Here is a 20877-nt window from a genome sequence, read left to right as displayed (position 1 = left end):
CGAAAAAAGACCCGCACACGGCGGGTCTCAGGTGCGCCCGGCTGAATAGCCACGGGCGCAGGTACGGCAGGAACGACTCAGGCCAGCTCGTCGAAGCACTCGGCGACGATGGCGATGCCTTTTTCCAGTTGCGCGTCCGGAATGGTGACGGGCATCAGGAAGCGGATGACGTTGTAGTAGGTGCCGCACGACAGCAGGATCAGGCCCTTCTCGCGCGCCTTGGCGACGATCTTGCCGACCAGCTCGGCAGCTGGCTTGCTGTGGTCACCGCCCTCGAACAGCTCGATGGCAACCATCGAACCCAAGCCACGCACGTCACCGATCACCTTGTGCTTCTCGGCGATCTTGTTCAGGCCGGCTTTGAGCTTCTCGCCGACGGCGTTGGAGCGCGCCAGCAGGTTCTCTTCGTCGAACACCTTGAGTACGGCCAGGGCCGCGGCGCAGGCGATCGGGCTGCCGGCATAGGTGCCGCCCAGGCCACCGGGGGCGATGGTGTCCATGATCTCGGCCTTGCCGCATACGCCGGAGATCGGGAAGCCGCCGCCAACGGACTTGGCGAAGGTGGTCAGATCCGGCACCACGCCCAGTTGTTCGGTGGCGAAGAAGGTGCCAGTACGGCCGGCGCCGGTCTGCACTTCGTCAGCGATCAGGAGAATGCCGTGCTGGTCGCACAGGGCGCGCAGGCGCTGCATGAAAGCCGGGGAGTTGACGTAGAAACCGCCCTCGCCCTGCACCGGCTCGATGATGATCGCGGCGATGTCCTGCGGCTGCGCGTCGTTCTTGAAGATGCGCTCGATGCTGGCGATGGACTCGTCCTCGCTCACGCCATGCAGCGGGCACGGCGCCTGGGCGCGGTACACGCCAGCGGGCATCAGGCCCATGCCAGCGGAGTACGGTACGACCTTGCCGGTCAGCGACAGGGTCATCATGGTGCGACCGTGGTAGGCGCCCGTGAAGGCGATCACGCCGGCACGACCGGTGGCAGCACGGGCGATCTTCACCGCGTTCTCGACGGCTTCGGAGCCGGAGGTGACCAGCAGGGTCTTCTTGGCGAAGTCACCAGGCACGCGCTTGGCGATCTCTTCGCACAGCTCGATGTAGGGCTCGTAGGCCAGCACCTGGAAGCAGGTGTGGGTCAGTTTGGTCAGTTGCTCCTGAACGGCAGCGATCACCTTCGGATGCAGGTGGCCGGTGTTCAGCACGGCGATACCGCCGGCGAAGTCGATGTACTCGCGGCCTTCGACGTCCCACACGGTGGCGTTCTCGGCGCGCTCGGCGACAATCGGGTGGATCTGGCCGACACCGCGCGGTACGGCGGCGGCACGGCGTTGCAGCAGGGATTCGTTGGTCTTGCTCATGGTGTCCTCATGGTCATCCCCGGCGGGAGGTCGGCTCAGCATGCGATGATCGACTGAACCGAGCCCGCGAGGGACTCAATAGGGTTACGACTTACAACCGGGGCGCCGCACGCTCTTTCGCACCTTGCCCCGTCTTGGAAATCAGCGGATTTCCGAATCAAATTCCACCGAGGCACATGTACTTGATCTCGAGGTAGTCCTCGATCCCGTACTTGGAGCCTTCACGGCCCAGGCCGGACGCCTTCACGCCGCCGAACGGCGCGACTTCGTTGGAGATCAGGCCGGTGTTGATACCCACCATGCCGTACTCCAACGCCTCGGCCACGCGGAACACGCGGCCCAGGTCACGGGCATAGAAGTAGGAGGCCAGGCCGAACTCGGTATCGTTGGCCATGGCGATCACTTCGGCCTCGTCCTTGAAGCGGAACAGCGGCGCCAGCGGACCGAAGGTCTCTTCCTTGGCCACGGCGGCGTTTTTCGGCACGTCGAGCAGGATGGTCGGCTCGAAGAAGGTGCCACCCAGGGCGTGCGGCTTGCCGCCCAGGGCCAGCTTGGCGCCTTTGCCTACGGCGTCTTCGATATGTTCCTGCACCTTGGCCACGGCCTTGCTGTCGATCAGCGGGCCGGTGGTGGTGCCGTCTTCCAGGCCGTTACCGATCTTCAGTTTGCCCACAGCGGCGATCAGTTTCTCGGCGAAGGCGTCGTAGACACCGTCCTGCACATAAATGCGGTTGGCGCAGACGCAAGTCTGGCCGTTGTTGCGGTACTTGGAGATCAGCGCGCCTTCGACGGCAGCGTCCAGGTCGGCGTCGTCGAAGACGATGAACGGCGCGTTGCCGCCCAGCTCCAGCGACACCTTCTTGATGTCCTGGGCGCACTCGGCCATCAGCTGACGACCGATCTCGGTCGAGCCGGTGAAGCTCAGCTTGCGCACGATGGGGTTGCTGGTCAGCTCACCACCCACTTCGCCGGCGCTGCCGGTGACTACGCTCAGCACGCCTTTGGGGATGCCGGCGCGCTCGGCCAGCTCGACCAAGGCCAGTGCGGAGAACGGGGTTTGCGAAGCCGGCTTGATCACCATGGTGCAACCAGCGGCCAGGGCCGGGCCAGCCTTGCGGGTGATCATCGCGGCGGGGAAGTTCCAAGGCGTGATGGCGGCGGTGACGCCGATCGGCTGCTTGATCACGATCAGGCGCTTGTCTGGCTGGTGGCCCGGAATCACGTCACCGTAGACGCGCTTGGCTTCTTCGGCGAACCACTCGATAAAGGAGGCGGCGTAGGCAATCTCGCCCTTAGCTTCGGCCAGCGGCTTGCCCTGCTCCAGGGTCATCAGGCGACCGAGGTCGTCCTGATTTTCCATCAGCAGCTCGAACCAGCGACGCAGCTTGTTCGCACGCTCCTTGGCAGTCAGCGCACGCCAGGCCGGCAGCGCCTTCTCGGCAGCCTCGACGGCACGGCGGGTTTCCGCGCGGCCCATCTTCGGCACGTGACCGATGATCTCGCCAGTTGCCGGGTTATTCACGGCAATCGTCTGGCCGCTGTCGGCATCCAGCCACTGGCCATCGATATAGGCCTGTTGGCGGAACAGCTGAGCGTCTTTCAGTTGCATGGCAGTCTCCTTGGATGACCGACGCCCAGGCGTCGGGAGTGGAGTCGTGGACACGAAGCACGCCGCGCGATAAGCACGGCCTGACCTGGTAAATAGTTAAGAGCCGCTGAGTGGCGAAGGGTTCGGGATGAGCGAACACTGCGTTTGAAATCTCAAACGAATCCTAGGAGCGGCACGGGTAAAGGGCAATAGCCGGAAGCGCTAAATCGACGAAAGAATGATAAAAAACTTTCTTAGGGGGCTCTTGGCCAGGGCAAAAGTGTAAAGTTCGTTCGGAATAACGCACACTCATGCACGATGGACGCTAAGCGCCCAGATGCGTATCATTGCGCCCCGCAACGCACTCGTAGCTCAGCTGGATAGAGTACTGCCCTCCGAAGGCAGGGGTCGTGGGTTCGAATCCCGCCGAGTGCGCCATTTCAGAAGCCCGCCATCGTGCGGGCTTCTTCGTTTTTAAAGCCTGTGAATGTGCGCTTCTTATAGCGTTGGGGGCAGCGCGACTACACGCCGCCCCTTGGCAGTAAGCATCATTCACGGATGAAGCAGAAATGAGTGGCTGATATGGCCAATAGCGACCTGAGGCTCTAAGCACTGAAGACGGCCTGGCGCAGATCACATTGCGCGTAACGGATGACCACGCCTGGTTGACGCCGCTGGAAATGGCCGAGCTGTATCAGACCAGCAAGCCTATCCAGGCCATCATCGCTGATGGGGGAGCAGGCTGAAGCGGCAGCAGTAAACTCGAAGATTACGACTGCCGCCGATGGCAAGGACTACCTGCCCCACCTGTAGGCCCTGCTCATGATCATCGCCGTGGGCTATCGCGTACGCTCAGCGTGCGGCAAGCAGTTTCCAGCCGAACCCTGAGTGAGTACCTGCAGAAAAGCTTCGTGATGGACGACGCCCGACGCTGTTACTGCTTCGATGAACTGTTCAAGCGCACCCGACCACACAAAAATGCCGCCCCCCACGGGTGCGGCATTGTTCGTTACAGCGCTCGGATCAGCTCAGCGCATCACGCGTGTGTACGCCGTCGACCAGACGCTGAATGCCCAGCGGGTTGGCGTTCTGCAGCGCCTCCGGCAGTACCTCGTCCGGGTAGTTCTGGTAGCAGACCGGACGCAGGAAGCGGTGGATCGCCAGGGTGCCGACCGAAGTGCCGCGAGCATCGGAAGTCGCCGGGTAAGGGCCGCCATGCACCATGGAGTCGCAGACTTCAACGCCAGTCGGGTAGCCATTGAGCAGCACACGGCCGGCTTTGACTTCCAGCAGCGGCAACAGGTCGCGGAAGGCGCTCAGGTCGTCACGTTCGGCGATCAGGGTGGCGGTTAGTTGGCCGTGCATGCTCTGCAGGGCACGGGTCAGCTCGGTGCTGTCGGCGACTTCGACGACGATGGTGGTCGGGCCGAAGACTTCTTCCTGCAGCAGATGGTCGCCTTCGAGCAGCATGCTCACGTCAGCCTTGAACAGTTGCGGTTGCGCCTGGTTGCCGGCCTGCTCGTTGCCCGCCAGGTGGCTGACTTTTGCATGGCCTTTGAGCTGCGCCACACCGTTGGCGTAGCTGCGCAGGGTGCCGGCGTTGAGCATGGTCTGTGCCGGTTGTGCGCCGATGGCATCGGCCAGGCCGGCGACGAACTCGCTGAACTCGGCGCTGCGAATGCCGATGATCAGGCCAGGATTGGTGCAGAACTGACCGCAGCCCAGTACCACGGAGCCCGCCAGCTCCTTGGCGACAGTGGCACCACGCGCTTTCAGGGCGCCCGGCAGGACGATCACCGGGTTGACGCTGGACATCTCGGCGAATACCGGGATCGGCTGCGGACGGGCAGCGGCCATGTCGCACAGGGCGCGGCCGCCTTTCAGCGAACCGGTGAAGCCGACAGCCTGGATGGCCGGGTGCTTGACCAGGATCTCGCCGACGCCGCCACCGAAGATCATGTTGAACACGCCCTTGGGCATGCCGGTTTTCTCGGCGGCGCGAATCACTGCGTCGGCCACGCACTCAGCGGTGGCCATGTGGCCGCTGTGCGCCTTGAACACCACCGGGCAACCGGCAGCCAGCGCAGAGGCGGTATCGCCACCCGCGGTGGAGAAGGCCAGCGGGAAGTTGCTGGCACCGAACACGGCAACCGGGCCAACACCGATCTGGTACTGACGCAGATCCGGACGCGGTAGCGGCTGGCGATCCGGCAGGGCGCGGTCGATGCGCGCACCGTAGAAGTCACCACGACGCAGCACCTTGGCGAACAGACGCATCTGGCCACTTGTACGACCACGTTCGCCCTGGATACGGGCCGCCGGCAGTGCGGTTTCGCGGCAGACCAGAGCCACGAAGTCATCGCCGAGGGCGTCGATTTCGTCGGCAATCGCCTCGAGGAACTCGGCACGGCGTACCGCCGACAGGTTGCGGTAGGTCGGATAAGCGGCAGCGGCAGCCTGGGCGGCCGCGTCGACTTCTTCCGGCGTGGCCTGGATGAAAGTGTACGGCAGCGCTTCACCGCTGCTGGCGTCGAGGCTTTTGTGCTCCACGGTGCCGGCAGCGCGGCGCTCACCGCCGATGTAATTGTGGCCAGTCAGACTCAGCATGGCGTTCTCCTGTCAGTAAATGGCGGGCAAGGCGCCATCGGGACAATGAATGAGGCCCGGCGGCAAAGCCGGGATGCACAACCACCTGCGCAGTTGTAGGACGTATGATAAGTGACAACATATCTATTTGTCCTCGGATACGTACGCTTGAAGCAAAGTAAGTTGCAATGCCTTGCAGACTGAACCAGGAAATCGGCCAAGCGACATGGTGCGGATTGGGCAAAAGCCCACGGACGCTATGGGAAAATTCCATGTGTGTTTGATGCGCGCGGTATGGTGCAAAAAACCGGTAGCCGGACGCTGGCCTGAACGATCACGACGCGGTGTGCGCCCCGGTATTGATGCAGTGGCTGTGGTTGCGCGGCCATGCGCTCTGCTGGCGCGGAGGCTCTCAGGCACATGCCCTCGGGCTATCGATCAGCAGCCGAGACGGGTCAACGATTGCTCAGGCCTGGACATCTGCGGCTTCGTCCAGACCCGGGCGAGCAGGCGCTCTGGCCACCTCCAGGCGGTCACGGCCTCGCTGCTTGGCCTGGTAGAGCAGCTTGTCGACGGCGCTGAGGAAGTCCTGCGAACGGTCGTGGGCGCCCGGCACGATGGTGCCCACGCCGAGGCTGATGGTGAGCAGCGACGACACGGCGGAGCGCGCGTGAGCGATGCGCTGCTGACGCACCTGCTGGCGGCAACGCTCGGCAATATGCCGGGCGGCGGCCTCGTCGGTCTCCGGCAGTACCAGCACGAACTCCTCGCCACCGAAGCGGCCGACGAAATCCCGTGGCCGGCTGGCTGCGCGACTCAGCGCCTGACCGACACTTTTCAGGCAGTCATCGCCCTGGACGTGGCCGTAATGGTCATTGAACTGCTTGAAGTGATCGATATCCAGCAGGATCAGCGACAGCGGCTGGCGGGTACGCTGGGCATTGGCCCATTCGGTAGCCAGCACGCTGTCGAACATGCGCCGGTTGGCGACGCCGGTGAGGCCGTCCTTGTAGGAGTACTCTTCGAGCTGCTTCTGCAGGGTCAGCAACTGTTCCTCGGTCTTCTTACGCTCGTTGATGTCGAACATGAAGCCGATCAGCGAATCCACCTCACCGTTGTCGTCGCGCACCACATGCACCACGTCGCGAATCCACACGTAGTCGCCAGCGGCGGTCAGCGCACGGTAGTCGGCCTCATGATCGACACCGTTCTGCGACTGCGCGATGCAGAATTGCACCACTTTCTCGCGGTCGTCCGGGTGCATACGCGTCGCCCAGTCTTCGGCACTGACCCAACTGGCCTGCGACCAGCCCAGCAGCGTTTCGATCTGCGGGCCGATATAGGCGAAGGTCATGGTCTTCCAGTCGATCTTCCAGGGGATCGCCCGGGTCGACTCCAGAAGAGTCTTGTACACCGCCTGATCAGTTGCTGCGCTCATGTCCACCACCTCTGCCCGCCTTGCGCTTCGTTATAGCGCAAAGACGGGTGGAGGGTGGTGCAATCCTTACTCGTCCGCTTGCAAACCAGCGTATAGACGCGTCAGCTCGTTGAGCTGGCGAAACAGCGAATCGGTGCTCACGGTGATCACGGTGGGCACGGAGGACTGGGTGTTGTGCATGTCGATGCCCTTGAGGGTGAAACCCCAGTGAGCGCGAGCACGGCGTTGTGCGGCGGCGATTTCCTCATTGGGCGTACCGCGCGCCTCCAGCTCGCCGAGGATGGTCTCGAAGTCGCTGACGGCCTTGTCCATCTTCGCATCAATGTCCGGCGCCGGGACTTTCCACGACTTGAGCATGTAGAGCATGGCGATGCGCTGGGTCTGTCCCGTGCGGTTGACCGCTGCGCCCATTTCGCCCAGATGCCTGGCCATCTCATCACTGACAGTCTGAGTCTGCTGCAACAGGGTTTCGCTGGTGCTGAAAATGGCTGCCGCCTGGGCGTGATCGGGCTTGGCCTCGATCTGCTGGCGATAGGTGGCCCAGGTGGCATCGACCTGAGCCAGGGCAGCCTTGATAGCCGGGTTGGGCGCGTAGGCGTTGAGTGCCTTCTGGCTGGCGTCGAAGCGCTCGACGGTTTCCTGCAACTGACGCTGAGCGGCATCGACACGCACATCCGCCCCCAGCATCAGGTAATTCTTGACCATGCGCTGGCTCAGCGAACGCTGCAGGCCGGCCATGTTCATGGCTTCGGAATCGCTCAACTGCGCCAGGCTGGGCATGCTTACCAGCGTGCTACAGGCGAGCAGAAAGATAGACAGATACTTCTTCAAAACGTCGATACTCCAAAATTCGAGGACGAGGCAATGCACCACAGGCCGGCGCCTGCAGTGACGGGTAAACCCTTGAATGCGGGATTTTTATTGGAATGCGGAGGGGCAGTTTCGGCAGGAATGAATACCCGGCTACTGCGCAAGGGGCGCAATAATAGCCGCTAAAACGCCATCATTCTGTGCGGACAGTCATGCTCGTCGCATACCGTATTGCTGTTTCAGGGCGGCGCACGCCCCTATCAGGCCCAACCTTCAAGGCGCATGGTCGCGCGCACCAGGCGCTGCTCTTCCTGCTCGATCTCCTGCAAATTGTCGCGAATGCTGTGGATATGGTCGCGCGCCGCGCGCTGCGCCTGTTCCGGCAGGCGTTCGATTACCGCGTGATACAGCCGTGAATGCTGACGGTCGATCTGCCGTTTCTGCGCCGGGCGGTGATAGAGGTTGTTCACCGAGGCGAACACGGTGCTGAGCATCAGATCGGTCAGCGACTGCAGGGTGTGCACCAGCACCGGGTTGTGCGAGGCCTCGCAGATAGCCAGGTGGAAGGCGTGGTCGAGGCGCGCATGCTCGCGTGGGTCCACCGGCTGCTCCTGCGTATGGGCCGCCAGCATCTCTTCGTAACGCCGGGTCAACAGCACGAAATCCGCCTCGGTGCCACGCAGGGCCGCCAGGCGCGCCGACTCCCCCTCGAGCAGGCCGCGCACTTCCAGCAGGTCGTACAGAGTACGCGGCTGCGAGTTGAACAGGTGCATCAGCGGGCTGGCATCGCGCTCGCCGCTGAGCTTGGCCACCCGTGAGTCGCGGCCCTGCGCCGTCTCGATGATGCCGCGACCGCGCAACACCTTGAGGCCTTCGCGCAGCGCCGAACGGGAGATGCCCAGCTTTTCGCACAGGCGCCGTTCCGACGGCAGTGGCTGGCCCACCTTGAGTACGCCATCGACGATCAGCCGCTCGATGCGCTCGGCCACCACGTCACTCACCTGGCGTCGTGCAGCGCCCTGATTCGCATTCATTTCAACCCTCCCATAACTGGTCGTACCAGTTTTCGCAGACAGATCCACTTGCGTTCAAAGCCAGCGTCCAGGCCACAAAGCATAAGTCTTTTATCTGGATCGCGGTGAAAGGCTGGCGAAAGAAACTGGTCATACCAGCATGAGTAAAGATGGACGGAAAAATACAGACGGCCTAAACATGCAGGCCAAGGTCGCAGCATGACCGCCAATAACAACATCGTTCACGATTGAGCCTGCCATGAGCATTCTGTACGACGAGCGCGTCGACGGCGCGCTACCCGAGGTCGACAAGGCCGCCCTGCTGGTCGAGTTGCGCCAGCGTCTGCCCGACCTCGACATCCTGCACACCCAGGAAGACCTCAAGCCTTACGAGTGCGATGGCCTGTCCGCCTATCGCACCACGCCCATGCTGGTGGTGCTGCCCGAGCGCATCGAGCAGGTGCAGCAGTTGCTCAAGCTCTGCCACGCCCGTGGCGTGCCGGTCGTGGCGCGCGGTGCCGGCACCGGCCTGTCCGGCGGCGCGCTGCCACTGGAAAAGGGCATCCTGCTGGTGATGGCGCGCTTCAACCAGATTCTCGAGATAAACCGCGAAGGGCGCTTCGCCCGCGTCCAGCCCGGTGTGCGCAACCTGGCGATCTCCCAGGCCGCCGCGCCCTTCGACCTGTATTACGCCCCCGACCCGTCCTCGCAGATCGCCTGTTCCATCGGCGGTAACGTCGCCGAGAACGCCGGTGGCGTGCACTGCCTGAAGTACGGCCTGACCGTGCACAACCTGCTCAAGGTGGACATCCTCACCGTCGAAGGCGAGTTCATGACCCTCGGCAGCGACGCGCTGGACGCGCCGGGTTTCGACCTGCTGGCGCTGTTCACCGGCTCCGAGGGCATGCTCGGCATCGTCACCGAGGTGACGGTCAAGCTGCTGCCCAAGCCGCAGGTGGCCAAGGTGCTGCTGGCGGCCTTCGACTCGGTGGAAAAGGCCGGCCGCGCCGTGGGTGACATCATCGCCGCCGGCATCATCCCCGGCGGCCTGGAGATGATGGACAACCTGGCGATTCGCGCAGCCGAAGACTTCATTCAGGCCGGCTACCCGGTGGAGGCCGAAGCCATCCTGCTCTGCGAGCTGGACGGCGTTGAGGCCGACGTCGCCGACGATTGCGAGCGCGTACGCGAGGTGCTGGAACAGGCCGGCGCCACCGAAGTGCGCCTGGCTCGCGACGAGGCTGAGCGGGTGAAATTCTGGGCCGGGCGCAAGAACGCCTTCCCGGCGGTCGGGCGCATCTCGCCGGACTATTACTGCATGGACGGCACCATCCCCCGCCGCGAGCTGCCCGGCGTGCTGCGCGGCATCGCCGAGCTGTCCGAAGAATACGGCCTGCGCGTGGCCAACGTGTTCCATGCCGGCGACGGCAATATGCACCCGCTGATCCTCTTCGATGCCAACGTGCCGGGCGAACTGGAGCGCGCCGAAGCCATCGGCGGCAAGATCCTCGAACTCTGCGTCAAGGTCGGCGGCAGCATCACCGGCGAACACGGCGTCGGCCGCGAGAAGATCAACCAGATGTGCGCACAGTTCAACAGCGACGAGATCACCCTGTTCCACGCGGTGAAGGCGGCGTTCGACCCCAGCGGTCTGCTCAATCCGGGCAAGAACATCCCCACCCTGCACCGCTGCGCCGAGTTCGGCGCCATGCACGTGCACCACGGCCAACTGCCCTTCCCGGAACTGGAGCGCTTCTGATGCAGCATGATTTCGATGCCAGCGCCGCACTGCTGGAACAGGTCAACCACGCGCTGAACAGCGCCACCCCGCTGCGCATCCAGGGCAGCGGCAGCAAGGCTCATCTGGGTCGCGCCACCACGGGTGAAGTGCTGGATACCCGCCAGCATCGCGGCATCGTCAGCTATGACCCCACCGAACTGGTGCTCAGTGCCCGCGCCGGCACGCCGCTGGCCGAGATCGAGGCCGCGCTGGAGGCGAACAACCAGATGCTGCCGTGCGAACCGCCGCACCTGGGCGAGGGCGCCACCCTGGGCGGCATGGTCGCTGCCGGGCTGTCCGGCCCACGCCGGCCCTGGGCCGGCTCGGTGCGCGACCAGGTGCTCGGCACCCGCGTGATCACCGGCCAGGGCAAGCTGCTGCGTTTCGGCGGCGAGGTGATGAAGAACGTCGCCGGCTACGACCTGTCACGGCTGATGGCCGGCAGCTTTGGCTGCCTCGGCCTGCTCGCCGAGGTGTCGCTCAAGGTGCTGCCCAAGCCGCGCCAGGTGCTCAGCCTGCGTCTGGAAGTGGACGCCCTACATGCCCTGAGCAAGCTCGCCGAATGGGGCCAGCAGCCGCTGCCGATCAGTGCCGCCAGTCATGATGGTGCCGCGCTGCACCTGCGCCTGGAAGGCGGCGAGGGTTCGGTTCAGGCCGCGCGCCAACGCCTCGGTGGTGAGGAGATCGACAACGGCTACTGGCAGCAACTGCGCGAACAGCGCCTGCCTTTCTTCAGCGCCAGCGGCACGCTGTGGCGCCTGTCATTGCCGGCCAATAGTGGAATTCTCGATGTGCCCGGCCGCCAGCTGATCGACTGGGGCGGCGCGCAGCGCTGGCTGAAGACCGACGCCGACGGCGAGCTGATCCAGCGCGTGACGGCCAAGCTCGGCGGTCACGCCACCTGCTTCGCGGCCGGCCAGGCACAACCCTTCCAGCCGCTGGCTGCACCGCTGCTGCGCTACCAGCGCCAGTTGAAGAACCAGCTCGACCCCCAGGGTATTTTCAACCCTGGGCGCATGTACGCCGAGGTATAAGACGTGCAGACCAATTTGAGTGAACAGGCCAAGCGCCTGCCGCGCGCCGAGGAAGCCGAACGCATCCTCCGCTCCTGCGTGCATTGCGGCTTCTGCAACGCCACCTGCCCGACCTATCAGTTGCTCGGTGACGAGCTGGACGGCCCGCGCGGGCGCATCTACCTGATCAAGCAGATGCTCGAAGGCAACGAGGTCACGGCCAAGACCCAACAGCATCTGGATCGCTGCCTGACCTGCCGCAACTGCGAAACCACCTGCCCCTCCGGCGTGCAGTACCACAACCTGCTGGACATTGGCCGCGAAGTGGCCGAGCAGGCGGTGCCACGTCCGCTCGAGCAACGCCTGCTGCGCCAGGGCCTGCGCACCGTGGTGCCACGCCCGGGCCTGTTCAAGGCGCTGACCCAGGCCGGCCTGGCCCTGCGCCCGCTGCTGCCGGCCACGCTCAAAGCCAAGCTGCCGCGCGAGATTCGCCCGGCCAAACCACGCCCGACCACGCAGCACAGCCGCCGCGTGTTGATGCTCGAAGGCTGCGTACAGCCGGGGCTGTCGCCCAACACCAATGCCGCCACCGCACGCGTGCTCGATCGCCTGGGCATCAGCGTCACGCCGATCCACGAAGCCGGCTGCTGCGGCGCCGTCGACTATCACCTCAACGCCCAGGAAGCGGGGCTGCAACGCGCGCGGCAGAACATCGACGCCTGGTGGCCGGCCATCGAAGCCGGCGCCGAGGCCATCGTGCAGACCGCCAGCGGCTGTGGCGCCTTCGTCAAGGACTACGGTCACCTGCTCGCCAGCGATCCGGCGTACGCGGCCAAGGCCGCACGGGTCAGCGCCCTGGCCAAGGATCTGGTCGAGGTGCTGCAGGGCGAGCCACTGGAGCAACTGCAGGTACGCGCCGAGCAGCGCCTGGCCTTCCATTGCCCCTGCACCCTGCAGCATGCGCAGAAGCTCGGCGGCGCGGTGGAAGGCGTGCTGACGCGCCTCGGCTTTGGCCTGACGGCGGTGCCGGACGGCCACCTCTGCTGCGGCTCGGCCGGCACCTATTCGCTGACCCAGCCGGAGCTGTCCAGGCAACTGCGCGACAACAAGCTCAATGCCTTGGAAAGCGGCAAACCGGACGCCATCGTCACCGCAAATATCGGCTGCCAGACCCATCTGGACGGCGCCGGGCGCATACCGGTGCGGCACTGGATCGAGATCGTCGAAGAAGCGATGGGCTGAAAGCCTGAACCCTCTCCCCCGGCCCCTCTCCCGCAAGCGGGAGAGGGGAGAAAAGCTACGAATACGAGGTATGCCATGCAACACAAAGCCGTACTCAGCCAGAACGAAGTCGCCCAGATCCTCCAGGCAGCCCGCAGCGAAGCGCAGCAACAGGGCTGGGCCGTGGCCATCGCCGTGGTCGATGACGGCGGTCATCCGCTGGCCCTGGAACGCCTCGACGGCTGCGCGCCCATCGGCGCCTACATCGCCACCGAGAAGGCGCGCAGCGCCGCCATCGGCCGCCGCGAAACCAAGGGCTACGAGGACATGGTCAATGGCGGTCGCAGCGCCTTTCTCAGCGCACCGCTGGTGACTTCATTGGAAGGTGGCGTACCGGTGCTGGTGGATGGCCAGGTGGTCGGTGCCGTTGGCGTGTCCGGGGTCAAGGCCGAACAGGATGCGCAGGTAGCCAAAGCCGGGATAGCAGCCCTTTAAACATGCGACGCAGCCGCCCAATGCTGCCCTTCTCCCTCCGGGAAAAGGTGTCACGAAGTGACGGATGAGGGCCGTGCGGTGCGATACCTGTAGGAGCCGCGCCTCGCGGCGAACAAAACATTAAGAGCTTCGCCCCGGGGCGGGGCTCCTACAACACATTGATTGACCCGCTCCACCATTGGGCGGATGCAGACAGGAGAACAGGGAAATGACCGAACGCGTGCAATGTCAGCGCCTGCAGGTAGCCGCCGAGCTCAAGCAGTTCATCGAAAACGACGTGCTGCCCGGCAGCGGGATCGAGGCGGCAGCCTTCTGGAGTGGTTTTGACGCGCTGGTGCACGACCTGGCACCACGCAACCGTGCCCTGCTGGCCGAGCGCGACCGTCTGCAGAGCGAACTGGATGCCTGGCATCGCGCCAACCCCGGCCCGATCCGCGACATGAATGCCTACCGCGCCTTCCTCGGCTCCATTGGCTATCTGCTGCCGCAGCCGGAGCAGGTCAAGGCGACCACCGCCAATGTCGACAGCGAAATCGCCACCCAGGCCGGCCCGCAGTTGGTGGTACCGGTGATGAACGCCCGCTACGCACTGAATGCCGCCAACGCCCGTTGGGGCTCGCTGTACGACGCCCTGTATGGCACCGACGCGATCAGCGAAGACGGCGGCGCCAGCAAGGGCCCGGGCTATAACGAAGTGCGCGGCGCCAAGGTGATCGCCTTCGCCCGCGCCTTCCTCGACCAGGCCGCACCACTGGCCCAGGGCTCGCACGCCGATGCCAGTGCCTATGCCGTGGTCGCCGGCCAGTTGCAGGTGACCCTGAGCAGTGGCGCGCAAACGTCCCTGGCACAGCCGGAGAAGTTCGTCGGTTTCCAGGGCGAGGCTGCCACGCCGAGCGCCGTGCTGCTGAAGAACAACGGCCTGCATTTCGAGATCCAGATCGACGCCAGCAGCCCCATCGGCCGCACCGATAAGGCAGGGGTGAAGGACGTACTGATGGAAGCGGCGCTGTCCACCATCATGGACTGCGAGGACTCGGTGGCCGCCGTCGACGCCGCCGACAAGGTGGTGGTCTACCGCAACTGGCTGGGCCTGATGAAGGGTGACCTGACCGAGGAACTGGACAAGGGCGGCAAGCGCATCACCCGCCGCCTCAACCCGGATCGCGTCTACACCGCCGCCGATGGCAGCGAACTGACCCTGCATGGCCGTTCACTGCTGTTCGTGCGCAACGTCGGCCACCTGATGAGCAACCCGGCGATCCTCGACGGTGAAGGCCATGAGATTCCCGAGGGCATCCTCGATGCGGTGGTCACCAGCCTGATCGCCCTGCATGACCTGCAGCGTCGCGGCAACTCACGTACCGGCAGCGTCTATATCGTCAAACCGAAGATGCACGGCCCGCTGGAAGTGGCCTTCGCCAATGAGCTGTTCGGTCGCGTCGAACAACTACTGGGCATGCCGGCCAACACCCTGAAGATGGGCATCATGGACGAGGAGCGGCGCACCAGCGTCAACCTCAAGGCCTGCATCGCGGCGGCCAGCGCGCGCGTGGCCTTCATCAACACCGGCTTCCTCGACCGCACCGGCGACGAGATGCACACCGCCATGGAAGCCGGCGCCATGCTGCGCAAGGGCGACATGAAATCCAGCGCCTGGATCCAGGCCTACGAGCGTAACAACGTGCTGGTCGGCCTGGCCTGCGGGCTGCGTGGCAAGGCGCAGATCGGCAAGGGCATGTGGGCCATGCCGGATCTGATGGCGGCCATGCTCGAACAGAAGATCGGCCACCCGAAAGCCGGCGCCAACACCGCCTGGGTACCGTCGCCGACCGCCGCCGTGCTGCACGCCCTGCACTATCACCAGATCGACGTACAGGCGGTGCAGAGCGAGCTGGAGCTGATCGACCTGGCCAGCCAGCGCGACAGCCTGCTCAATGACCTGCTCAGCGTGCCGGTCAGCGCCGAACGGCCGTGGAGCGCCAGCGATATCCAGCAGGAGCTGGATAACAACTGTCAGGGCATCCTCGGCTACGTGGTGCGCTGGGTCGAGCAGGGCGTCGGCTGTTCCAAGGTGCCGGATATCCACAACGTCGGCCTGATGGAAGACCGCGCCACCCTGCGCATCTCCGCTCAGCATATCGCCAACTGGCTGCACCACGGCGTGGTCAGCGAGGCCCAGGTACGCGAGACGCTGCAGCGCATGGCGCAGGTGGTCGACGGGCAGAACGCCGGCGATCCGGCCTACCGGCCGATGGCAGCGAACTTCGAGCAATCCCACGCCCTCCGCGCCGCCAGTGACCTGGTGTTCAAGGGCCGCGAGCAGCCGTCCGGCTACACCGAACCGCTGCTGCATGCCTGGCGTTTGCGTTTCAAAGAGGAGGTCTGAGCATCTCAGCGACCCTGTAGGAGCGGCGCCCCGCCGCGAAGCGGGAGAAAAGCTTCGCCCCGGGGCGGGGCTCCTACACAAGCGGGTTAACAACCGTGGATGGCTCTTGAGGCCTCCACGGAGCAGTACCAAGCCCTGACGGTTAATGACCGTCGGGGCTTTCGAGCATGAGCACGGCGATGGCTAACCCCTGTCGTCGCGGCTCGCGGAAAGGTCGGTGCCGTGGTGCCCGGCTTTTCCAGATGCGTGGCGCCGGGTCGTCCCGGAAAACTGTGGTTCACAAGAAAAAGAAGGAACCAACCCATGAGTCAAACGCTGCTGTCCATCCTGGCCTTCGTGCCACTGATACTGGCGGGGGTACTGCTGATCGGTTTTCGCTGGCCGGCCAAGTACGCGATGCCGCTGGTGTTCGTCCTCACGGCCCTGATCGGCCTGTTGGCCTGGGACATGTCCCTCAACCGGGTCATCGCCTCCAGCCTGCAGGGGCTGATCCTTACCGCCGCGATCCTGTGGATCATCTTCGGCGCGATCCTGCTGCTCAACACGCTCAAGCACTCCGGCGGCATCGCGGCGATTCGCCGGGGCTTCTCCAATATCAGCCCTGACCGTCGCGTGCAGGCGCTGATCGTCGCCTGGCTGTTCGGCTGCTTCATCGAGGGCGCTTCCGGTTTCGGTACTCCGGCTGCGGTGGCCGCGCCGCTGCTGGTGGCGCTGGGCTTCCCGGCACTGGCTGCGGTGGTGCTGGGCATGCTGGTGCAATCCACCCCGGTTTCGTTCGGTGCGGTGGGTACGCCGATTCTGGTCGGCGTCGGCGCCGGCCTGGACAAGACCGGCATCAGCGCACAACTGGTGGCCAACGGCAGTAGCTGGGAGACCTTCTTCCACCTGATCTATTCGCGGGTAGCCATTACCCACGGCCTGATCGGCCTGCTGATGCCGCTGATCATGGTGATGATCATGACGCGCTTCTTCGGCAAGAATCAGAGCTGGAAGGAAGGCCTGGCCATCGCGCCGTTCGCCATCTTTACCGCTTTCGCCTTCTCCCTGCCGTACATGGCCGCCGGTGTGTTCCTCGGCCCGGAATTCCCCTCGATGATCGGCGCCCTGGTCGGTCTGGCCATCGTGGTGCCGGCCTCCAAGGCCGGTTTCCTGCTGCCGAAGGACACCTGGGACTTCGCCGACGCCAAGGACTGGCCGTCCGAGTGGATGGGCAAGATCGAGATGAAGCTCGACGAAGTCGCCGGCAAGGCGCCGATCTCGGTACCCATGGCCTGGGCACCTTATCTGCTGCTGGCAATCTTCCTGGTGGTGTCGCGCTCCTTCCCCGAAGTGAAAGCGGCAATGCTCGGTTTGAGCTTCGGCTGGAAGGACATCCTCGGTGAGACCGGCATATCCGGCACCATCGAACCGCTGTACCTGCCGGGCGGCATCCTGTGCATGGTGGTGATGGTGACCTTCTTCCTGCACCGCATGCGCTTCTCCGAACTAAAGGCGGCCGTGAGCGAATCGAGCAAGACCCTGCTCGGTGCCGGTTTCGTGCTGATCTTCACCATTCCCATGGTGCGTATCCTGATCAACTCGGGGGTCAATGGCAGTGATCTGGCGTCCATGCCGGTGGCCATGGCGCAACTGGTGGCCGACAGCGTTGGCAGCGTGTATCCGTTCTTTGCCCCAGCCGTCGGTGCCCTGGGTGCCTTTATCGCCGGCTCCAACACCGTGTCCAACCTGATGCTGTCGCAGTTCCAGCTCAACGCTGCCGAGCTGATCGGTGTATCCGGAGCGATGATGGTGGCGGTGCAGTCGGTCGGTGCGGCGGCGGGCAACATGATCGCCATTCACAACGTGGTGGCGGCCTCGGCCACTGTCGGCCTGCTCGGGCGTGAAGGCATCACCCTGCGCAAGACCATCCTGCCAACCCTGTACTACCTGATCATGGCCGGTGGCATCGCGCTGCTGGCCATGTACGTGATGGGCGTCAGCGATCCGCTGATGAGTGCCGGCTGACCCCACTGTGGTTGGCCCCTGGCGGGCGACGATCGTCGCCCGCGCGCTTGGCGCATCGGTGCAATTACGGTAGCGTTCGTCGCGCACTACCGTGAGATACGCCTGAGGGTTATATGAAAAAGTGGCAATGCGTGGTCTGTGGACTGATTTACGACGAGAGCCAGGGCTGGCCGGATGACGGCATCGCCCCCGGCACCCGCTGGGAAGACGTGCCGGAAGACTGGCTGTGCCCCGACTGCGGCGTCGGCAAGATGGATTTCGAGATGATCGAAATCGGCTGATCACGCCTGGTTTTCACGAAACGGCGACCCTCGGGTCGCCGTTTTGCTGTGCGTAATCTGATTATTCGCCGCCGACCGCGAAGTTGGGCAGGCTGTTGACCGGCTGACGGAAGTTGAAGGGGATGGACTCGACGGCCAGACCGACGTTGCGCTGCACCACGAAATGCAGATGCGGGCCGGTGCTGTTGCCGGTGTTGCCGGAGCGCGCCAGCAGGCTGCCGGTTTCCACGCGCTGACCTTCGCGCACGCTGACCGATCCCTTCATCAGGTGCAGGTAGACGCCCATGGTGCCGTCGTCATGCAGGATGCGCACGAAGTTGCCGGCCGGGTTGTTGCCGCGGCCACTCTGCTGGTTCTCGGTCTTGACCACCACGCCGCCGCGCGCAGCGACGATGGGCGTGCCCTCGGGCATGGCGATGTCTACCGCATAACGGCCCTTGGCCGTGAAGTGGCTGTAGGTGCCATTGGCGCCCTGGGTCTGGCGGAACGGCCCACCCCGCCAGGGCAGTGGATAGCGGTGAATGCTCGGCTGCAGGCGCGGATCACCGAGGGCGTAGCGCAACCTGGGTTTGTAGCGCAGCGGCTTGGCGGCATCCTGCGCGGTCAGGGTAGCCAGGCGGATATTGCTGCGCGGCGGCAACACCCAGCGAATCGGCTTGTCCGGCGCGCCGATGGCATTTTCCACCTGTTCGAGCTTCAGCTCGATTTCCACCGGGGCATAAAGGTCGTTGCGAATCAGCAGGGTCTCGCCAGCTTCGTGCTTCCTGGTTTCCAGCTTCACCTGGTTGTCCAGGCGCTCGACCATGCGGTCGTTGAACACGAAGACCTGTGCGCCAGGCGCAGCCTGGTCGCTGTAGGTGACGACACCGTTCTGGTCGACATATTTGTAGATGGTCAGTGCAGTGGCCTGACCGCACAGGGCCAGCAAACTGCAGAGAATGATCAGACGCCCTAGCATAACGATTCGGATCTTATGGCTTTTGGATATCCAGGCCACCAAGACTAGCAGCGCTACCCAGACGGCGCGAGGCGTTGACCATCAGGCTGTGAACCGGCGCACCGCCGCTGGTCGGCCAGCCTTGAGCGGCGCGCGGCATCGTTCAGGCGCCGGGGCTGAAATGTTTCTGCGCGGTGCCGCGCGCAATCAGACGCGACAGGTAATCGAGCTTCTGCGGGTCACGGTCGACGAAGCGGAAGGTCAGTTGCAGCCATTCACTGTCGGGCTTGGGTTCGAACGCTGCCACGGCATGCAGGTAACCATTGAGACGTGCGGTTTCCGCCGCCTCACCCTGCTCCAGATCGAGCACGGCGCTCTCCAGCACCTGCGGCAGCTGTTCGGTGCGCTTGACCACCAGCAACGCTTCCTTGAGGCTAAGCGCCTTGATCACGCAGGCCATGGTGCCGTCTGGCAGACGTAACTGGCCCTGGCCACGGCCGCTGGGCGGGGCTTTAGCAGGTGCAGCGGCGGGTTTGGCGAACGTCGCAGCAGCGACAGGCGCTGCCACAGGTTTGACCACTTCAGCCTTGCCGCCGGTAAGGGCGGCCAGCGAGTCGTTGGCAAAACTACCGCTGCTGAGCATCTTCGGCGGCGCACTGGACATCAGCGCCTGCAGCTTGCCGGCGCGTTGCAGTGCCTTCTTGACCTTGGTCACCAGTTGCTCGTTGGAGAAGGGCTTGCCGATGAAGTCGGAAACCCCCGCCTGAATGGCCTGCACCACGTTTTCCTTGTCACCACGGCTGGTGACCATGATGAAGGGCGTGGTTTTCAGCGTGTCCTGTTCACGGCACCAGCTCAGTAACTCGAGGCCGGACAGCTCCGGCATTTCCCAGTCGCAAAGAATCAGGTCGACCGCCTGGCGGCTCAACATCTGCTGCGCCTTGCGGCCGTTGACCGCTTCCTCGATCTGTACGCCGGGGAAGTGATCACGCAGCCCTTTCTTGACCAGATCACGAATGAAGGTCGCGTCATCCACCACCAGCACACTGACTTTGCTCATCGGTTACTCCTGTACGAATACGTACAAGCATAGTCATGGCCAATGGCCTAAGGCCAACGGAAAACGTCGGACGGATAACAAATCGCGCAAACGAAACGGCCCGGGAAACCCGGGCCGTCGATATGCAATCGGCCTTCAGTCTGCCGACTTGCCCTCGACTTCTTCACGCATGCGGGCAAGGCCGATATGGCGGACATCGGTGCCACGCACCAGGTAGATCACCAGTTCGGCGATGTTGCGCGCATGATCGCCGATGCGCTCCAGCGAGCGCAGCACCCAGATCACGTTGAGCACGCGGGAGATCGAACGTGGATCTTCCATCATGTAGGTGACCAGCTCGCGCAGTGCGGTCTTGTATTCGCGGTCGACGGTCTTGTCGTATTGCGCCACCGACAGGGCCAGGTCGGCATCGAAACGGGCGAAGGCGTCCAGCGCTTCCTGCACCATCTTGCGTACCTGATCACCGATATGACGCACTTCGACGTAACCCTTGGGCGACTCACCCTCTTCCGAGAGCATAATCGCGCGCTTGGCAATCTTGGTCGACTCGTCACCGATGCGCTCGAGGTCGATCACCGACTTGGAGATGCTGATGATCAGACGCAGGTCGGAGGCCGCCGGCTGGCGACGGGCGAGAATGCGCACGCACTCCTCGTCGATGTTGCGCTCCATCTGGTTGATCTGGTCATCGATCTCACGCACCTGCTGGGCCAGGCCGGAGTCGGCCTCGATCAGCGCGGTAACGGCGTCGTTGACCTGCTTTTCCACCAGGCCGCCCATGGCCAGCAGGTGGCTACGCACTTCCTCCAGCTCGGCGTTGAACTGCTGGGAGATGTGCTGGGTAAGGTTGTCTTTGTTCATCATGTTTCGCTCCGCGAAAGTCCGGATAGGGTGCGCCGTGCGCACC

At 64.1% G+C, this 20877-nt stretch carries 16 protein-coding genes and 1 tRNA gene; 8 read left to right on the top strand and 9 right to left on the bottom strand.

Going from position 1 to position 20877, the window contains the following annotated elements; genetic code table 11:
• Nucleotides 1-77: 77 nt before the first annotated feature.
• Together gabT and gabD are read right to left on the bottom strand one after the other, a co-directional pair.
• Nucleotides 78-1358, bottom strand: a complete 1281-nt coding sequence (gene gabT / locus J7655_RS01490; RefSeq protein ID WP_230926255.1) for a 4-aminobutyrate--2-oxoglutarate transaminase — start codon at nucleotides 1356-1358, stop codon at nucleotides 78-80.
• A 157-nt stretch (nucleotides 1359-1515) separates the two neighbouring features.
• Complete coding sequence (gabD, locus tag J7655_RS01485; protein WP_230926254.1) at nucleotides 1516-2967, bottom strand: NADP-dependent succinate-semialdehyde dehydrogenase; 1452 nt, start codon at nucleotides 2965-2967, stop codon at nucleotides 1516-1518.
• A gap of 340 nt (nucleotides 2968-3307) precedes the next feature.
• Here gabD and J7655_RS01480 point away from each other — a divergent pair.
• Nucleotides 3308-3384 (top strand) — tRNA-Arg (locus tag J7655_RS01480).
• Nucleotides 3385-3969: 585 nt separating this feature from the next.
• Here J7655_RS01480 and J7655_RS01475 read toward each other — a convergent pair.
• The 4 genes from J7655_RS01475 to glcC form a co-directional block, all read right to left on the bottom strand.
• Entirely contained in the window at nucleotides 3970-5553 is a 1584-nt protein-coding gene (locus tag J7655_RS01475) for an aldehyde dehydrogenase (NADP(+)) (RefSeq protein ID WP_230926253.1), read from the bottom strand.
• Between the two features lie 445 nt (nucleotides 5554-5998).
• Nucleotides 5999-6970, bottom strand: coding sequence for a GGDEF domain-containing protein (locus J7655_RS01470; protein ID WP_230926252.1), 972 nt, complete (start codon nucleotides 6968-6970; stop codon nucleotides 5999-6001).
• A gap of 66 nt (nucleotides 6971-7036) precedes the next feature.
• On the bottom strand, nucleotides 7037-7801 hold the full coding sequence (locus J7655_RS01465) for a type IV pili methyl-accepting chemotaxis transducer N-terminal domain-containing protein (protein WP_230926251.1): 765 nt from the start codon (nucleotides 7799-7801) through the stop codon (nucleotides 7037-7039).
• A 239-nt stretch (nucleotides 7802-8040) separates the two neighbouring features.
• On the bottom strand, nucleotides 8041-8814 hold the full coding sequence (gene glcC / locus J7655_RS01460) for a transcriptional regulator GlcC (protein ID WP_230926250.1): 774 nt from the start codon (nucleotides 8812-8814) through the stop codon (nucleotides 8041-8043).
• A 238-nt stretch (nucleotides 8815-9052) separates the two neighbouring features.
• Here glcC and glcD point away from each other — a divergent pair, with 238 nt between their 5' ends.
• The 7 genes from glcD (at nucleotide 9053) to J7655_RS01425 (ending at nucleotide 17973) form a co-directional block, all read left to right on the top strand.
• Nucleotides 9053-10552 carry a glycolate oxidase subunit GlcD gene (gene glcD / locus J7655_RS01455; RefSeq protein WP_230926249.1) on the top strand — a complete coding sequence of 500 codons (1500 nt, stop codon included), beginning with the start codon at nucleotides 9053-9055 and terminating at the stop codon, nucleotides 10550-10552.
• Entirely contained in the window at nucleotides 10552-11607 is a 1056-nt protein-coding gene (gene glcE / locus J7655_RS01450) for a glycolate oxidase subunit GlcE (RefSeq protein WP_230926248.1), read from the top strand. Before glcD ends, glcE begins: the two co-directional genes overlap by 1 nt.
• Before the next feature lie 3 nt (nucleotides 11608-11610).
• Nucleotides 11611-12828, top strand: coding sequence for a glycolate oxidase subunit GlcF (gene glcF, locus J7655_RS01445; RefSeq protein WP_230926247.1), 1218 nt, complete (start codon nucleotides 11611-11613; stop codon nucleotides 12826-12828).
• A 75-nt stretch (nucleotides 12829-12903) separates the two neighbouring features.
• The gene (locus J7655_RS01440; protein WP_004423059.1) at nucleotides 12904-13302 is read left to right on the top strand and encodes a heme-binding protein; all 399 of its coding nucleotides are present in this window, start codon (nucleotides 12904-12906) and stop codon (nucleotides 13300-13302) included.
• A gap of 208 nt (nucleotides 13303-13510) precedes the next feature.
• Nucleotides 13511-15688, top strand: a complete 2178-nt coding sequence (locus J7655_RS01435; protein ID WP_230926246.1) for a malate synthase G — start codon at nucleotides 13511-13513, stop codon at nucleotides 15686-15688.
• Nucleotides 15689-15991: 303 nt separating this feature from the next.
• Nucleotides 15992-17692, top strand: coding sequence for an L-lactate permease (locus tag J7655_RS01430; RefSeq protein ID WP_230926245.1), 1701 nt, complete (start codon nucleotides 15992-15994; stop codon nucleotides 17690-17692).
• 113 nt (nucleotides 17693-17805) lie between these two features.
• Nucleotides 17806-17973 (top strand): rubredoxin, encoded by a 168-nt coding sequence (locus J7655_RS01425; RefSeq protein WP_003242223.1) that lies wholly within the window; start codon nucleotides 17806-17808, stop codon nucleotides 17971-17973.
• 61 nt (nucleotides 17974-18034) lie between these two features.
• Here J7655_RS01425 and J7655_RS01420 read toward each other — a convergent pair whose 3' ends face one another.
• The 3 genes from J7655_RS01420 to phoU form a co-directional block, all read right to left on the bottom strand.
• On the bottom strand, nucleotides 18035-18931 hold the full coding sequence (locus J7655_RS01420) for a peptidoglycan DD-metalloendopeptidase family protein (protein ID WP_230926244.1): 897 nt from the start codon (nucleotides 18929-18931) through the stop codon (nucleotides 18035-18037).
• A gap of 142 nt (nucleotides 18932-19073) precedes the next feature.
• Nucleotides 19074-19970: a response regulator gene (locus J7655_RS01415; RefSeq protein WP_230926243.1), complete on the bottom strand. Its 897-nt coding sequence runs from the start codon at nucleotides 19968-19970 to the stop codon at nucleotides 19074-19076.
• Between the two features lie 135 nt (nucleotides 19971-20105).
• Nucleotides 20106-20834: a phosphate signaling complex protein PhoU gene (gene phoU / locus J7655_RS01410; RefSeq protein ID WP_230926242.1), complete on the bottom strand. Its 729-nt coding sequence runs from the start codon at nucleotides 20832-20834 to the stop codon at nucleotides 20106-20108.
• Nucleotides 20835-20877 lie beyond the last annotated feature (43 nt).

The organism is Pseudomonas wenzhouensis, assembly GCF_021029445.1.
Taxonomy (GTDB): Bacteria; Pseudomonadota; Gammaproteobacteria; order Pseudomonadales; family Pseudomonadaceae; genus Aquipseudomonas; species Aquipseudomonas wenzhouensis.
Note: the sequence above shows the minus strand (reverse complement) of the source record. Positions and strands in the feature narration are given on the sequence as shown.

What these genes read in the sequence shown, in the direction of transcription:
- J7655_RS01440 (WP_004423059.1), top strand. Translation starts at nt 12,904, where the DNA reads ATGCAACACAAAGCCGTACTCAGCCAGAACGAAGTCGCCCAGATCCTC.
- glcC (WP_230926250.1), bottom strand. Translation starts at nt 8,814, where the DNA reads ATGAATGCGAATCAGGGCGCTGCACGACGCCAGGTGAGTGACGTGGTG.
- J7655_RS01475 (WP_230926253.1), bottom strand. Translation starts at nt 5,553, where the DNA reads ATGCTGAGTCTGACTGGCCACAATTACATCGGCGGTGAGCGCCGCGCT.
- J7655_RS01415 (WP_230926243.1), bottom strand. Translation starts at nt 19,970, where the DNA reads ATGAGCAAAGTCAGTGTGCTGGTGGTGGATGACGCGACCTTCATTCGT.
- J7655_RS01435 (WP_230926246.1), top strand. Translation starts at nt 13,511, where the DNA reads ATGACCGAACGCGTGCAATGTCAGCGCCTGCAGGTAGCCGCCGAGCTC.
- glcE (WP_230926248.1), top strand. Translation starts at nt 10,552, where the DNA reads ATGCAGCATGATTTCGATGCCAGCGCCGCACTGCTGGAACAGGTCAAC.
- phoU (WP_230926242.1), bottom strand. Translation starts at nt 20,834, where the DNA reads ATGATGAACAAAGACAACCTTACCCAGCACATCTCCCAGCAGTTCAAC.
- J7655_RS01430 (WP_230926245.1), top strand. Translation starts at nt 15,992, where the DNA reads ATGAGTCAAACGCTGCTGTCCATCCTGGCCTTCGTGCCACTGATACTG.
- J7655_RS01420 (WP_230926244.1), bottom strand. Translation starts at nt 18,931, where the DNA reads ATGCTAGGGCGTCTGATCATTCTCTGCAGTTTGCTGGCCCTGTGCGGT.
- J7655_RS01470 (WP_230926252.1), bottom strand. Translation starts at nt 6,970, where the DNA reads ATGAGCGCAGCAACTGATCAGGCGGTGTACAAGACTCTTCTGGAGTCG.
- J7655_RS01425 (WP_003242223.1), top strand. Translation starts at nt 17,806, where the DNA reads ATGAAAAAGTGGCAATGCGTGGTCTGTGGACTGATTTACGACGAGAGC.
- gabT (WP_230926255.1), bottom strand. Translation starts at nt 1,358, where the DNA reads ATGAGCAAGACCAACGAATCCCTGCTGCAACGCCGTGCCGCCGCCGTA.
- gabD (WP_230926254.1), bottom strand. Translation starts at nt 2,967, where the DNA reads ATGCAACTGAAAGACGCTCAGCTGTTCCGCCAACAGGCCTATATCGAT.
- glcD (WP_230926249.1), top strand. Translation starts at nt 9,053, where the DNA reads ATGAGCATTCTGTACGACGAGCGCGTCGACGGCGCGCTACCCGAGGTC.